Raw genomic sequence first — 14,741 nt, forward strand, 5'->3', positions numbered from 1 at the left:
CCTGTTCGCTCTTCTACTCGTCGGTGCTCGGCGCAACCGCGCGCGAGGTGGTGATGCGGTCGACCAGGCCGTAGGCAACGGCCTCTTCGGCGGTCATGTAGTTGTCGCGCTCGGTGTCGTTCTGGATGGTCTCGAGCGTCTGGCCCGTGTTGTCCGCGAGGATCTTGTTCAGGCGGTTGCGGGTCTTCAGCATGAAGTCGGCCACGATGGCGATCTCGGTCTGCTGGCCCTGCGCGCCGCCGGACGGCTGGTGGATGAGCACCATGGAGTTCGGCAGGCACAGGCGCTTGCCCTTGGCGCCGTTGGAAAGCAGCACGGCGGCCATGGACGCGCACTCGCCCAGGCAGATGGTGGACACGTCGCACTTGATGAAGTCCATCGTGTCGAGGATGGCGAGACCGGCGGTCACCGAGCCACCCGGCGAGTTGATGTACAGGGAGATGTCCTTGTCGGGATCGGCGCTCTCGAGGTGGAGCAGCTGCGCCACGACGGAGTTGGCCACGTTGTCGTCGATCTGCTCGCCCAGGAAGATGACGCGATCGTTGAGCAGGCGGGAGTAGATGTCGTAGCTGCGCTCGCCGCGGGGGGACTGCTCGATAACGTAGGGGATCAATGCTGATTTGGGATCAAAACTCATAGGTATGCCTCGCTTGTCTCTTGAGGCCGCTGGGCGGCTCTGCTTGCGTTCATGCCATAGTGCGATGTATCGCTGCGCTGTGCAAGGCCCGGGTACCGTTTCGTTACCTCGGGCCGTCCAACCGCGCAGGTGCGCAGCCGGACGGCCCGAGCAGTTCGCGGTGCTATTCGGCGTCGTCGGCCTTGGCCTCGGCACCCTCGTCCTTCTTCGCAGCCTTCTTCGGAGCGGCCTTCTTGGCCGGCTTCTTCGCGGGCTCGTCGCCCTCGGCGTCGTCCTTCTTGGCGGTCTTCTTGGCGGCAGCCTTCTTGGCCGGCTTCTTCTCCTCGTCCTTCTTCTTCGAGGGGTCGAGCTCGGTCACGACGGCCTTGTCCATGAGGTCCTTCACGGCCTTCGTGCGCAGCACGCCCTGGCGCACCATGTGCAGCTGGCCGTTCGCGCGCCACTCGGCCTGCAGGGCCTCGGGGTCCTCCACGCCGCTCTTCACGAACTCCTCGGTGACGTCCTTGCCGGTGGCCTCCATGCCGAAGTGGCGGGCCCACGCGTCGAGCGCGAGGTCCTGCTTGGACATGTCGAGCGCCTGCTGCTTGACGTCTTCCTTGAACTGGTCAGGCGTGATGCCCTGCTGGGCGAGGTACACGTCGAACGTCATGCCCTGGCTCTGGAGCTGCTGGAAGAAGTCCTGGATCAGGCTGGCTTCCGCATCCTCGCGCAGGGCCTCGGGGACCTCGGCCTCGACGCGCTCGGCGAGCGCGTACAGGCAGGCGTTCTCCTTGAGGCGCGGCATCATGTCGGCCTTCTGGCTGGCGATGGACTCGGCGATGCGGGTGCGCAGGTCCTCCACGCTCTCGAAGCCCATCTGCTCCTTGGCCCACTCGTCGGTGACCTCGGGGACGATCTTCTTCTTGACGACCTTGACCTCGACCTCGAAGTTGATCTTCTCGGTCTTGCCCGCCAGCGCCGACAGCATGATCGGCGGGTCGGCCGGCATGTCGAGCGTGAACGTGGCGGTCTGGCCCTTCTTCAGGCCCACGAGCTGCTCGTCGAACTCGGCCGGGAACAGGTTGGCGCCCAGGCCGTAGGGACGGTTCTCCGTCGTCAGGGACGGGATCTCCTCGCCCTTGTCGTCGGTAGCCTTCATGGACAGGTCGATGTAGCTGTCGTCCTTCACCTTCGTGGCGGCCGACGCGTCCTCGAACGAGTAGTAGTGCTCGCGCAGGGCGTCGATCTGCTCGTCGACCTCGGCGTCGCTCGCGCCCTCGGCGGGCAGCTCGATCTCAACCGGCTCGTAGCTGGAGATCTCGATCTCCGGCTTCACCGCGACGGTGAACGCGAACGTGTACGGCTTGCCAGCCTCGACGAGGTCGGTCTCGTCGAACTCGGGCTTGGCGATGGGGTACAGGTCGCAATCGTCGATGGCGAGAGGATAGGTTCCGTTGACGACATCGTCGGTCACCGTCGCGCGGACGGCTTCGGCACCAAGGGCGTTGTCGATGATCGGGCGCGGGGCCTTGCCCTTGCGAAACCCGGGGAAGTTGTACTTGTTGGCGAAGTCCTTGTAGGTCTTCTTGATGCGGGCATCGATGTCCGCAGCATCGACGGTAACGGTCACTTTCGTGCGGTTATCTTCCAATGCCTCAACTTTTGTTTCCACGTAGCTATCCTCCATCATTCTATGTCGCCTTGCGGCATCGTTCGGTGCGATTGCCTTGGCTGCCTTCATGCGGCGATGCGCGATGACCTGCACTGCGCCAAGCACACCGAGACGGAATTATCGCACATATGAGGCCGCCCGGGAAGTAAAGATGAGGCAGGTTCACGAAGAACCGACGAAACGGGGCGGGTTGCGCGCCGTTCGCGCCGCGCGCGCCGTTCGCCCGGTCCGCCCGTCGTGCTAGTATAGGCCTGTTTCGTCCCCGCCCCCAAGGAGCCCCCATGCCGCAGGACCGCACCCTCAAAGCCATCAAGACCCGCAGCCGCAGCGAGCAGGTATCGGTGATCTCGCTGCTGTTCCTGCCGTTGCTGGGGCTGTGCTGCCTGCTGCTTCCCGAGGCGTCCACGATGGCGCTGCCGTTCGTTCTGGGCGGGATCATGGCGGTTTCCGGCATCGGCGGCATCGTGCACGCGGCGGCCGGCGCGAAGAGGGACGAAGGGGACGGAGACGGGCGCGGGCGCGCTGCCGAGCACGCGATCCTCGGCAAGGCCATCGTGATGAGCGTGCTCGGCATCGTGATCCTCGTGCAGGGGCACGCGTCCATCAGCTTCGTCGGCGTGATGTGGGGCCTGCTCGGCCTGTACAAGGCCGCCGACGAGATCGACGAGGTGGTGCATGCGCTCAGGGCCCGCCGCCGCTTCGTGCTGAAGCTCGCGTTCACCGTGTTCGAGATGGTGCTGGCCGTGCTGCTCATCGTCAGCCCGTTCGCCAACATCGAGCACCACGTGCTGCTGCTGGGCCTCGAGCTGATCGCCTACCCCTTCCGCATCGAGTCGGGCGACTCCGGCAAGCTCACCATCGAGACGGAGGCGTAGCCCCCGCCCCCGTGCGCGGGCGGGGTTCGGCGCGCGCCTGCGCAGCCGCCGTCCACCTCATGGAATAAGGTTACAAATCGATTTCCCCCTCCCGCGGAATGGCCGGTCACGGTATCATGGGAGCGAACCGAAAACGTACACGAAACGCAGCAGCGGAGGCTTTCATGCCCACCATCGATCTCAACATCATGCAGGAACGCGAACTGGGGCGTCTGCTCGACTACGAGCGCGCCACATGCACGGTCGACGGCGACCTCGTGTACCGGTGCGCCTTCCCCTACCGGCCCGACGACGATCTGCAGCGCGAGCTCGTCGAGCGAGGCGCGCTCATGCAGAAGATCGACGATCGGCGCGGCACCGTGGTCACCATCACCTCGGACGGCTACTCCTACTTCCCCATGCTGCAGCAGGAGGAGGACGAGCGCAAGCGCCGCGAGCGGCGCGAGGTGCGCCTCGTGGGCACCGCCGCCCTGTTCGCCGTCATCAGCATGCTCATCGGCTTCCTGCTGGGACACTTCTTCGCGTAGCGCCGCAACGCGTCCTCGTCGCGCCCATTTTCGCGCAAGCCGACGATTGCGGTTGGCTTTCCCGCCTTTTTTGGTATCATGATCGCTGCACGCTTCCAAGCGTGCGCTCACACGTGCGGGCGTGGCGGAATTGGCAGACGCGCCAGATTTAGGTTCTGGTGGGGAAACTCGTGAAGGTTCAAGTCCTTTCGCCCGCACCAGCTGGGGGGAGGGTGCCATCGGCATCCTCCCCCCAGCTGGTTTCAACGGCCGCCGCACGGCCGACGTCGAGAAAGGAACGGGAACCGCATCATGGGAATCAAGAAGGTCGCGCAGGCGTGGAACTCCGTCAGCCTGGTGAAGCGCATCGTCATCGGGCTGGTGATCGGCGGCGTGCTGGGCGTGGCGGCGCCGAACATCGAGATCATCGAGCTTTTGGGCACGCTGTTCGTGTCGGCGCTGAAAGGCGTTGCCCCCATCCTCGTGTTCTTCCTGGTCATCAGCGCGCTGGCCAACGCGAAGGCCGCCGGCTCCATGAGGACCGTCGTGCTCCTCTACGTGGTCAGCACGTTCGTCGCGGCGCTCGTGGCCGTGGTGGCCAGCTTCCTGTTCCCCATCGAGCTCACGCTGTCCGCGCCGGCGACCGACCAGAGCTCGCCGTCGGGCATCGGCGAGGTGCTGGGCACGCTCGTGATGAACGTGGTGTCGAACCCGGTGGACGCGCTCATGAACGCGAACTACATCGGCATCCTCGCCTGGGCCGTGGTGCTGGGCATCGCGCTGCGCGCCGCGTCGCAGGGCACGAAGGACGTGTTCACCAGCGTGTCCGACGCCGTGTCGCAGGTGGTGCGCTGGGTGATCGCGCTGGCGCCGTTCGGCATCCTGGGCCTCGTGTACTCCACGGTGAGCGAGAACGGCCTGGAGATCTTCACCGAGTACGGCCAGCTGCTGCTCGTCCTCGTGGGCTGCATGCTGTTCATCGCGTTCGTCACGAACCCGCTGCTCGTGTTCTGGGGCATCCGCAAGAACCCCTACCCGCTCGTGCTGCGCTGCCTGAAGGACAGCGGCATCACGGCGTTCTTCACGCGCAGCTCGGCGGCGAACATCCCGGTCAACATGGAGCTGTGCCGCAAGCTGGGCCTCGACAAGGACAACTACTCGGTGTCCATCCCGCTGGGCGCCACCATCAACATGGCGGGCGCCGCGGTGACCATCTCGGTCATGGCCATGGCGGCCGCGCACACGATGGGCGTAGGTATCGACCTGCCCACCGCCGTCATCCTGAGCGCGCTGTCCGCCGTGTCCGCCTGCGGCGCGTCGGGCGTGGCGGGCGGATCGCTGCTGCTCATCCCGCTGGCGTGCTCGCTGTTCGGCATCGGCAACGACGTGGCCATGCAGGTGGTGGCCATCGGCTTCATCATCGGCGTGATCCAGGACTCGTGCGAGACGGCGCTCAACTCGTCGTCCGACGTGCTGTTCACCGCCACGTCCGAGTACCGCCAGTGGCGCAAGGCCGGCAAGGAGATCACGTTCGGCAAGGACGCGTTCAGCGAAGACGAGCTGGCGTAAACACACCCCCTGCAAACGAAGCGGCCCCCGGGGGGCCGCTTCGTTCTTCTTCGGCGCGGCGAGGTTCCGGGTATCCGGGCGCCGCCGCGAAGCGGGGCGGCCTACTGGTCCACCACCGCCACCGTGTAGGCGTTGTCGCCCACGGTGAAGGGCTTGAGGAGGTTCTCCACCAGCGTGTGGGCCTGGGTCTTGGCCTGCTCCAGCATGTTGGCCTGGTTCACCTTGCCCTCGGCATCCTGCTGGGCCACCTTGAGCGCCTCGGCCGTATCCTGCTTGTTCTCCCAGTTGAACAGCGCGAACGAAGAATCGTAGAACTCGATGGAGTTCGGGTCGATCTCGATGCCCAGCAGCTTGGGCGCCGGCAGGCTCACCGTGATGGCGTTGCCGCTCACCTCGACGCTCGCCTGCGCCAGATCGACGCCCGCGCGCACCTCGGCATCGTAGACCATGGTGAACGCCTTCTTCGTGATGAAGTCGATGTCGCCGTTCTCGTAGCGCACGAGGCCGCGGTAATCGAGCTTGGCCGTGGCCAGCTCGCTGCAGTCGGACAGCTGCTCCTGGATGGACGTGGACGACAGCGACACGCTCGGCTCGAGCGTGCGCTGCACGGCGAGCGTTCCGAACACGCCGGCCGCGACGAGCGCGACGGCGACGACAACCATGAGGATTTTCTTCATGCCTCTCCTACCCTGTCAGCTTTCACCCTGCAAGGATACCATGAGGCCGAGCCGCGAAAACGTCGACGCGCAGCTTCAATGATCGGTTGTTGCCCGATCGTCACGAGACGCGAGCCGCCGCCGGCATGGGCGGCGACGGCTCGAAACCGGCAACCTATCGATCGAGGCGAGCGTACGATTGACCGTCCCGCTGCTCCACCTTGATGCCTGCGAGGTCGGCGAGATAGGGTCTGAACTGAGCATATCCCAAATCGCGCAGCTTGAACGAACGGAACTTGCCGCGCACGCGCTTGCCGAGCACCGAGAGCGCGATTCCTTCAGGCTCGGCATCGGCCACCGTTTGGCGGATGAACGCCTCGGCATCGGACGGGGCGGCGGCGTTCGAGGCAGGAGCCTTCGACGTCGCCTTGACCGGGCGCTTCGCAGGACGCTTCGCGGAAGCGGAAGCCGGGGCCGCCTCGTCGACGGACGCCTCCTTTGCGGCCTCGGTGTCGACAACCGGCCGTTCGGTCTTGGGAGCTTTGGCCCTTGCAGGCTTGCGCTTCGGCTTCGCCGCGGGCTTCAGCTCTTCGGAAGGCGCCAGGGCCTGGGCATCGGCTTCGCCGGCGCGATCGGCCTTCTCAACCTGGTTGCCAGCTGCCGGCTTCTTGCTTCCCGATCCCTTTGCGCGCGTCGCCGCGACACGCTTGCGGGCCGCTCGTCCGGGTCGGTTGTCCAAAGAGGGCCGCTCGACGGGCTCGGCCTCGACGGGGACGACAGCTTGCCCCTCGGCGGACTCGACCGCGGGGTCGGCCGCCTCGGCAGGCTCCTGTTCGACGGCTTCGGGAGCCTGCTCCTTGCGGCGGCGCGGCTGGCGGCGCGGCGCCGGCTTCTTTTCAGCGGGCTTCGCCTCGGCCGCGCCCTGCGCGTCCGTCGGCTCCGTCTGCTCCGCACCCGACGCGTCTTCCGAGCCGTCGCCCTGCGTGCCCTCGGGAGCCTGCTCCACCTCGACCGGCGCGTCCTTCGCGTCCTTGCCTTCGGTCAGCACCACGGCCACCGAGCTGCCGTCCTTGATGATCTGCACGCTGGCGAACTCGTCGAGCAGCTTCGACAGCAGGTTCGTGCCGTAGCTGCGCACGTCGAAGTCGGGATAGCGCTTGAGCAGGCGGCTGCCCACCTCGCCGAGCCCCGTCGACTTGCCGTTGTTCTGGTTGTCCGTGATGATGTTCACCACGGCCTGCTCGATCTCGTCCTTGCTCATCGTGGTGGTGCCGGCGCTCTGGCTGCTCGACGAGCCGGGCTGGTCGTGGCGGCTCTTGCCGCGGCCGCCGGAGCTCTTGGAGCCCGTGTCGCCCAGCAGCAGCTCGAGCGTGGTGAAGATGTCGCACGCCTTGCGGAACGGCGTGGGCGTCTTCTTCTCGCCCATGCCGATGACCGTGAGGCCGCTCTCGCGGATGCGGCTGGCCAGGCGCGTGAAGTCGCTGTCGCTCGACACGATGCAGAACCCTTCCACCGAGCGCGTGTACAGGATGTCCATCGCGTCGATGATCATGGCCGAGTCGGTGGCGTTCTTGCCCTGCGTGTAGCCGAACTGCTGGATGGGCGTGATGGAGTTCTCCAGCAGCGCGTCCTTCCATTTGGCGTGGAGCGTGAGCGTCCAGTCGCCGTAGATGCGCTTGTAGGTGACGGTGCCGTACTTCGACAGCTCGTCGGTGATGGGCTTTATATACTTCGCCGACACGTTGTCGGCATCGATCAAGAGTGCGAACCGCTTTTCAGACGATTGCTTGGTATCCACGTGGTGCTCCTCATTCCGATTGCGGGCGAGCCGGATGCCCTGCCCCTCGGGCGCCGCATCGCGCCGCGCCTTGGTTGACGGGACGTTTTCGGCGTCTCGACTGATTCTATACTACTTGAAAGTGAGCGTTGAGCGGGCAATTGCAAAATGCCTGATACATTTTGTTCATATTCCTCTTGCGCTCGAGGCCGATAATCCGTATACTTCCACCTTGCGCCTTGGTGGGTGTAGTTCAGTTGGATAGAACGCCAGATTGTGGCTCTGGAGGTCGTGGGTTCAAGTCCCATCATCCACCCCAGCGCGAGTTTGAAAAAAGTGCTTGCAATTGCTGGAAACGTGCTTTAAAATAATCCAGCGCTTTGCGCACTTCGAGTTTTGAGAACTTTGACATAGGCGTTATTTTCGGACTGTTAGCTTAGTTGGTAGAGCAGGGGACTCTTAATCCCAAGGTCCGGGGTTCGAGTCCCCGACAGTCCACCATTTGAATTCGAGAGGTCAGACATTGCGTCTGGCCTTTTTTGTTGCCCTCAAGCTGCAAGCTGCGTTGCGCATCGCCGCCCGATCCTCGAAGCCCTCCGGTCCCCCGACCGCAGCACCGGTGCGCTCCACCCCCCCTTCTCCCTTGAATTGTGGGCACCTTGTGTATGATGGCGGTAGCATCTGCAACAAAACGCTCCTTCGTCCGTGTTGGTAGCGGAAAGGAGATGGGATATGGATACAGGTTGCGAGGCTCTGGGGGCGGGAATGCCCCTGAGCGATCGCCCGGTTGCTGCAGCGACCGGGCGAAGACCGCGCATCGACGGAGAACGCGATGGCGCGCACCCCCTCGACACCGTCGCGCTCGAGCGCCATGGAGCGTTGGGGCGACACCGTGCTGCGCTTGGCGACGAGCCGCATGGGCAGCGTCGCCGACGCCGAGGACGTGTTCCAAACCGTGTTCATGCGCCTGCTGCAATCGAGGGACCGGTTCGTCGACGACGAGCATCTGAAGGCGTGGCTGTTGCGCGTGACGGTCAACTGCTGCAACGATGCGCACCGCAGCCCTTGGAACAAGCGGCGCGCCGAGCTCGACGATGCCACGGCGGCCACGCTGCGCGCCTCGGAGCTCGACGAGCCGGGGCAGGAGCCGCCCGACGACGCCTTCGGCAGCCGCGATCTCGAGCGCGGCGACCTGACCGCGGCCCTCGCCCGCCTCACGCCCCAGCAGCGCACCGTGGTGCACCTGTTCTACTTCGAAGGCTACGCGACCGACGAGATAGCGCAGATCACCGGCGAGCGCCCCGGCACCGTCCGATCCCACCTCCACCGCGCGCGCAAGGCCCTCAAGATCAATCTAGGAGCGCACTCATGAACGAACGTGATTTCCGCCAAGCATACGAGGCGATGCAGCACGACGTGACCGCATCGTCCGATCTCAAGCAGCGAACGCTGGCCGCCGCGAACCGCGAGGCCCATCGCGGCGCCCCCACCCCGCAAGCGGCCGTGCCCGCGTCCGCCAAGCGCCCGCATCGGCGCACCGGATCGCGCGGCGCGCAGGCCGGCGGCATCGCCGTCGCGCGTCGCTGGGGACTTCCCGCCGCGGCCTGCCTCGTGGCAGTCGCCATCGTCGCCGGCGGCGTGCCCGTCGTCATGGGCGCGATGGATGCGGGCAGCCACTCGGCCATCTCCATGAACGATGCCCAGCTGACCAGCGGGTTCTCGGTGCGCGCCTACGCGGCCGACGGCTCTTCGATGCTGGAACTCGGCAGCGACGGCACCGTGGTGTTCGGGAGGCGCGCGCCGACGACCGGCCTCAGCGACCAGTACGACGTCGAAGGCGCGTTCACCGGCTGCACGTTCCGCGTGGAAGGCGACGGCATCGCCCGGGTGCAGATGAACGTCTCGAAGGGCGTGCTGTACCGCTCCGCCATCGAGCAGTTCCGCCGCGGCGACGAGCCGGAGAAATGGCAGGAGCTGATCAGCACGAAGCCGACGAACCGCGGCATGGGCGAATACTACGGGGCGTACGACGAAGCGTACCCGCTCATGATCGCGAACGACGGCGCGAAGGACAACCCCGACGCCATCGTGGGCGCCGAGCTGAACAAGCTGCTGGGCTCCACCATCGACGTATCTGCACAGGACGACCCCGGCATCGCCACCGGCGAGACGAGCTTCGGCCTGTGGACGAACGAGGGCAACCCGTCCGCAGACGCCGCGTTCGACCCCTACGCCGGCGTCATCGACCAGTTCGACGGCCAAACGCTCACCGTCACGGTGACGTTCGAAGACGGACACAGCTCCACCCAGGTCATCGAGCTGCACGCCGCCGACTTCCGCGTCGAATACACCAGCAGCACCGAAACCGAGCTCATCCCCGAGATCGTCGACCCCGCGCAGCTGGGCGAGGGCGAGCACTCCCTCCGCTCGCTGTACGGCACCGTGATCGAGGCGAACAAGGAAGCCTTCCCGCTGCCGCTCGACAACGCGAACGACCGCGCTGACGAAGTGCTGCCGGCCTACACGCTCGACCGCCAAGACGAGACCCGTCCCACCGACACGAAGCTCGGTGAAGATGCGTTGCTCGGCGAGGGCACCACGATCGAAACGACCTACCGCAGCGAGGTCGCCGGGGAAGCATCCTTCGTCCCCCTCTCCTACGGATACCCGACCGTGGAGCGCCTCAGCGCGCCGCCCGACGGCAAGACGCTCGGCGACTTCAACGGCGTCATCTACGGCTGGTTCGGCGACACCGCGTACGTGAACAAGTGCTCGAACGAAGTGTGGGGCTACGGCTTCAACGATGACGGCACCCTCACGAGCGACGACTTCACCTACGTCACGGCAACGTTCGACGTAACGAACACGGGCGACGAGGCCATCGAGGTATGGCCCGCTTGGATCGGCGAGTTCGCCATCGTCAACGGCGACGGCGTCGTGGCCACGGCGAGCACGGGCTACAGCCTCGACTTCTCCACCAGCGACAACGCGCTGCCGTGCGACGAGCCGCAGCACGTCGGCATCGCGGCCGGCGACACCGTGCAGATCACCATCCTGCGCGTGCTGTCGAACCGCCTGGCCGACGACGACAGCCTCCTGTTCGTCCCGGACGGTACGAGCGCCGTCACCCAAGCGTTCTCCGTCGGCGGGCAGATCTAGCTGCTCCGCCACGCAGGGGCCCGCAGGTCGAACCTGCGGGCCCTTCTTCATGCCCTTTACCCGCGCGCGAGCTTCCGGGCACCGACGTACGTCACGGCGAAGTACACGCCGTACACCGCGAGGAACGCGCCGGCGCACACCAGCGCCATCGAGGTGATGTCGAGGTGCCCGAACACGGCCACGACGTCGGTGACCACCACGAGCGCGCACGCGGAGTGCGCCACGGCCAGCAGCAGCGGGAACAGGAAGTACACGAGCACCTGGGTGAACAGCGCGCCGCTGATCATGCCCTCGGGCGCGCCCAGCTTGGCGCACAGCCCGTAGCGCTGCGCGTTGTCGGACGCGTCGGACAGCTGTTGGATGGCCAGGATGGCCGCGCATGCGATGACCAGCACGAAACCCAGGTAGATGGCCAGGTACGCCACGATGGTGGACAGGCTGATGCTCTGGTCGATCACCTCGGCGCGCGTCATGGACAGCGTGACCGGCCAGGTGTCGGGGTTGTCGGTGTCCGCCACGGCGTCCATCATCTCGCCGAACGCGGCCTCGTCCTCGTCGCTTGCGCACTGCACGTCGAGGACGGACTGGAGGATCGCCGATCCTGTCGGCACCGCCTCGTCGGGCACCACGAGCGTGCCCGTGTTCATCGGAAACGGCGTGGTCTGCAGGCTCTCGCCCCGGAATTCGGCCACGCGCAGGTCGCGCCCGCCCACGGACAGCACGGTGCCGCGATCCACCGCGTCGCGGTAGAACCCGCTCGTGATGTCGGAGTCGCTGAAAACCGCGCACTCCCCCGCGCCCAGCTCGAGCGTCGGCCGACCCGCCAGCTCGAGCGCGGCGTTCACCTGCGACAGCTTCGCCAGGTACACGGGGTACGCGCCGTAACCGCTGTTGACGGACGCGCCCGCGTAGTCGGACAGCTTGAGGCCGCTCGCGCGCTCCACGTCGTCCATCACGAGGCCGTCGGCCGGATCGACCAAAAAGTCGATCTGCGCCGTGCGGGACGCCGCCGCATCGAAGTCGCCCGCGCCCACGGCCGCCACGCTCGCGCGCAGCCCCGCGGCCATATCGTAGCCCTGCCGCTCGGCGAAGGCCCCGAATTCACCCAGCTCGGCAGGCTGATAGCCCGCCTCGGCGTTGTACGAGCCGAACGACGTGGACACGCTGGCGCTGTAGCCGGTGCTCTTGTCCAGCGAGCCGTCGATGGCGTTGCGGATGCCGATGCCGCCGCACACGCTGGTGATGGCCAGGAACAGCACGAGGCACACCACCGACAGCGACGCGAACGTGGTGTTCACCTTGGCGTTCAGCTGCCGCAGCGTGAACATGTTGAGCCCGCGCAGGTACAGCGGCCGGATGAGCTGCACGAGCTTCAGCAGGAAGCCCGACAGCGCGTAGAAGAACAACACCGTGCCCAGGCACACGAGCAGCGCAGCCGCCGCGAATTCCGGCGAGGGCTCCATCAGGCCGTTGTCGATGAGCAGCTTGTACGATACGCCGATAAGCACGAGCGACGCCGCGAACAGCGCGAGCGACAGCGGCAAGCTCGTCAGCTTCATCTCCTCATTCTTGCGCTGCGCGCGCAAGAGGTCGATGAGCTTCGCCCGCGCCACCGTGCGCGCGTTCAGCAGCGCGGCGACCAGGAAGATGACCGCGAACACCGCGACGGTCTTCGCCATCGCGTCGGCCGAGAACACGAACGCGAACCCGCCCGCCTCGGCCACGTCGGCCTGGAACAGCGCGCTCGTGAGCTGCAGCAGCAGCTGCGACAACCCGACGCCCGCCACGAGGCCCACCGCCAGCGACGCCGCGCCCACGATGAGCGACTCGAGCGCCACGATCTTCACCACGTCGCCCGTGCTCATGCCCAGCGTGAGGTACAGCCCGAACTCCCGCTTGCGCCGCTTGACGAGGAAGCTGTTCGCGTACACCACGAGGAACACGAGCACGAACGCGATGAACACCGACACGCCGTCGATGACCATGCCCAGCAGCTCGAACATCTTGTCCTGCGTCTGCGAGAACGCGAGCACGCCCTGCTGGGCCGTCATGGAGTTGAACGCGTAGAACACGGCCACGCCCAGCATGACCGTGAGGAAGTAGATGCCGAAGTCCGCGAGGGACTTGCGCACGTTGCCGAGCGCGAGCCTAGCAAGCATGGCGCGTCACCTCGCCCGCCGCGGCATCGTCCTCGACCGCGCCGCCCATGCTCGTGACCACCTCGACGATGCGCTGGTAGAACGCCGAACGCTCCGCGCCGTTGCGGCGCAGCTCGCCGTAGAGGCCGCCGTCCTTGATGAACACGATGCGGTTGCAGTAGCTGGCCGAGAACGAGTCGTGCGTGACCATGAGGATGGTGGACCCCCGCCCGTTGAGGTACGCGAGCGACTCCAGCAGCGCGGCCGCCGACTTCGAGTCGAGCGCGCCGGTGGGCTCGTCGGCCAGCACGAGGTGCGGGCGGGTCACCGTGGCGCGCGCCGCGGCCACGCGCTGCTGCTGGCCGCCGGACAGCTGGTAGGGGTACTTCTGCAGCACGTCCGCGATGCCGAGCGAGCGCGCCGCCTCCTGCACGCGCGGGTCGATCTCGCGCGCGGGCACCTTTTGGATGGTCAGCGCCAGCGCGATGTTCTCGTAGGCCGTGAGCGTGTCCAGCAGGTTCGAGTCCTGGAAGATGAAGCCCAGGTCCTCGCGGCGGAACCGCGCCAGCTCCCTGCCCGCGAGCTTCGTCACGTCGCGCCCGCCGACGTGGATGCTGCCGCTCGTGGGCGCGTCGATGGTGGCCAGACAGTTGAGCAGCGTCGACTTGCCCGAGCCGCTGGGGCCCATGATGCCGGTGAACTCGCCGGCCGACACCGCGAAGCTCACGCGGTCGAGCGCCTGCGTCACGCATGAATCGTGCTTGCGCCCCCCGGCGCCGTAGCGCTTGCTGAGCGCGCGCACCTCCACCACCGTCGAGCCGCTTGCGTCCTTCGTTTCCATGATCGTCTCCTTCTTCTCGCTTGCTCCTTCCCCCAGGATACGAACCGCTCCTTACGGCGCCTTGCAGCGTTCCTTGCGCCAACCTTGCCGTACCTTGCGGCTGCCTTACGTTGTGCGCAACCGGGTGCCCGCGACCGCCCGGCTGTGGCATACTGGCAAGCAAGAGAGAAAGGGGTTTGACGATGACCGGCGCATTCGGCATGGTGGAGGCGCATCTGCGCGACAAGCGCATCTTGCTGGTGGACGACGAGCGCGAGCTGGCCGACATGGTGGCCACCATCCTGCACGGCGCGGGGTTCGCCTCCGTCGACATCGCGAACTCCAGCACCGAGGCGCTCGCGTCCATCACGGCGCGCAGCGCGACGCCCGAGGCGGCCTACCAGCTGTTCGTGCTCGACGTGATGATGCCGGGCATGGACGGCTTCGACCTGCTCGGCCGCATCCGCCAGCTGCCCGCGCACGCCTCCACGCCCGCGCTGTTCCTCACGGCGAAGGACGAGCCCTTCGACCGCGTGTCGGGGCTCACGCTGGGAGCCGACGACTACATCGCGAAGCCGTTCCTGCCGCAGGAGCTGGTGCTGCGCATCGCCGCCGTGCTGCGCCGCTGCTACGTCGCCGAGAACCCGCTGCTCGAGCTGGCCGCGAGCCGCGTGAACTTCGCCACGGCCGAGGTGGAGCGCGCCGACGGGAGCACGGTGCTGCTCACCGCCAAGGAGCACGAGATCCTGAGCGTGCTCGCGCGCAACGCCGGGCGCATCGTCACCATCGACGCGCTGTGCGAGGCGTGCTGGGGCACGTCGTTCGGCTACGAGAACTCGCTCATGGCGCACATCCGCCGCCTGCGCGAGAAGATCGAGGCCAACCCGTCGGCCCCGGCGTCGCTCGTCACGGTGAAGGGCCTCGGCTACAAACTGGTGAAACGCGGCTAGCGC

12 protein-coding genes and 3 tRNA genes are annotated in these 14,741 nt (G+C 66.5%); 9 read left to right on the forward strand and 6 right to left on the reverse strand.

The features are described from left to right. Positions 1 to 13: 13 nt before the first annotated feature. Together GS424_RS10935 and tig are read right to left on the reverse strand one after the other, a co-directional pair. Positions 14 to 637 carry an ATP-dependent Clp protease proteolytic subunit gene (locus GS424_RS10935; RefSeq protein WP_009304212.1) on the reverse strand — a complete coding sequence of 208 codons (624 nt, stop codon included), beginning with the start codon at positions 635 to 637 and terminating at the stop codon, positions 14 to 16. A 163-nt stretch (positions 638 to 800) separates the two neighbouring features. After that, positions 801 to 2,288: a trigger factor gene (tig, locus tag GS424_RS10940; RefSeq protein ID WP_244977519.1), complete on the reverse strand. Its 1,488-nt coding sequence runs from the start codon at positions 2,286 to 2,288 to the stop codon at positions 801 to 803. A gap of 281 nt (positions 2,289 to 2,569) precedes the next feature. On the opposite strand from tig, the gene GS424_RS10945 reads away from it, so the two are divergent. The 4 genes from GS424_RS10945 (at position 2,570) to sstT (ending at position 5,238) form a co-directional block, all read left to right on the forward strand. Then, complete coding sequence (locus tag GS424_RS10945; protein ID WP_160943655.1) at positions 2,570 to 3,163, forward strand: DUF308 domain-containing protein; 594 nt, start codon at positions 2,570 to 2,572, stop codon at positions 3,161 to 3,163. A gap of 164 nt (positions 3,164 to 3,327) precedes the next feature. Next, entirely contained in the window at positions 3,328 to 3,690 is a 363-nt protein-coding gene (locus GS424_RS10950) for a hypothetical protein (protein WP_160943654.1), read from the forward strand. Positions 3,691 to 3,805: 115 nt separating this feature from the next. Beyond that, positions 3,806 to 3,890 (forward strand) — tRNA-Leu (locus tag GS424_RS10955). 91 nt (positions 3,891 to 3,981) lie between these two features. Continuing rightward, positions 3,982 to 5,238, forward strand: coding sequence for a serine/threonine transporter SstT (gene sstT, locus GS424_RS10960; RefSeq protein ID WP_160943653.1), 1,257 nt, complete (start codon positions 3,982 to 3,984; stop codon positions 5,236 to 5,238). A gap of 101 nt (positions 5,239 to 5,339) precedes the next feature. On the opposite strand, the gene GS424_RS10965 is transcribed toward sstT, so the two are convergent. Beyond that, positions 5,340 to 5,915 (reverse strand): DUF4230 domain-containing protein, encoded by a 576-nt coding sequence (locus tag GS424_RS10965; protein WP_154332285.1) that lies wholly within the window; start codon positions 5,913 to 5,915, stop codon positions 5,340 to 5,342. Positions 5,916 to 6,069: 154 nt separating this feature from the next. Beyond that, positions 6,070 to 7,692 carry an NYN domain-containing protein gene (locus tag GS424_RS10970; protein WP_160943652.1) on the reverse strand — a complete coding sequence of 541 codons (1,623 nt, stop codon included), beginning with the start codon at positions 7,690 to 7,692 and terminating at the stop codon, positions 6,070 to 6,072. Between the two features lie 221 nt (positions 7,693 to 7,913). Between GS424_RS10970 and GS424_RS10975 the strand changes: the two genes are divergently transcribed. The 4 genes from GS424_RS10975 to GS424_RS10990 all read left to right on the forward strand — a co-directional run bounded on the left by GS424_RS10975 (position 7,914) and on the right by GS424_RS10990 (position 10,830). After that, positions 7,914 to 7,990 (forward strand) — tRNA-His (locus tag GS424_RS10975). Between the two features lie 106 nt (positions 7,991 to 8,096). Beyond that, a tRNA-Lys gene (locus tag GS424_RS10980) sits at positions 8,097 to 8,172 on the forward strand. 331 nt (positions 8,173 to 8,503) lie between these two features. Beyond that, a complete protein-coding gene (locus tag GS424_RS10985) occupies positions 8,504 to 9,043 on the forward strand; it encodes an RNA polymerase sigma factor (RefSeq protein ID WP_244977520.1) in 540 nt (179 codons plus the stop codon). Next, positions 9,040 to 10,830 carry a hypothetical protein gene (locus tag GS424_RS10990; RefSeq protein WP_160943651.1) on the forward strand — a complete coding sequence of 597 codons (1,791 nt, stop codon included), beginning with the start codon at positions 9,040 to 9,042 and terminating at the stop codon, positions 10,828 to 10,830. Before GS424_RS10985 ends, GS424_RS10990 begins: the two co-directional genes overlap by 4 nt. A 56-nt stretch (positions 10,831 to 10,886) precedes the next feature. Here GS424_RS10990 and GS424_RS10995 read toward each other — a convergent pair whose 3' ends face one another. After that, positions 10,887 to 12,989: an ABC transporter permease gene (locus tag GS424_RS10995; RefSeq protein ID WP_160943650.1), complete on the reverse strand. Its 2,103-nt coding sequence runs from the start codon at positions 12,987 to 12,989 to the stop codon at positions 10,887 to 10,889. Continuing rightward, on the reverse strand, positions 12,979 to 13,809 hold the full coding sequence (locus GS424_RS11000; RefSeq protein WP_160943649.1) for an ABC transporter ATP-binding protein: 831 nt from the start codon (positions 13,807 to 13,809) through the stop codon (positions 12,979 to 12,981). Before GS424_RS11000 ends, GS424_RS10995 begins: the two co-directional genes overlap by 11 nt. Before the next feature lie 182 nt (positions 13,810 to 13,991). On the opposite strand from GS424_RS11000, the gene GS424_RS11005 reads away from it, so the two are divergent. After that, entirely contained in the window at positions 13,992 to 14,738 is a 747-nt protein-coding gene (locus GS424_RS11005; RefSeq protein WP_154332290.1) for a response regulator transcription factor, read from the forward strand. The last annotated feature ends 3 nt before the right edge of the window (positions 14,739 to 14,741 follow it).

It is taken from the genome of Eggerthella guodeyinii, assembly GCF_009834925.2.
Lineage (GTDB): Bacteria > Actinomycetota > Coriobacteriia > Coriobacteriales > Eggerthellaceae > Eggerthella > Eggerthella guodeyinii.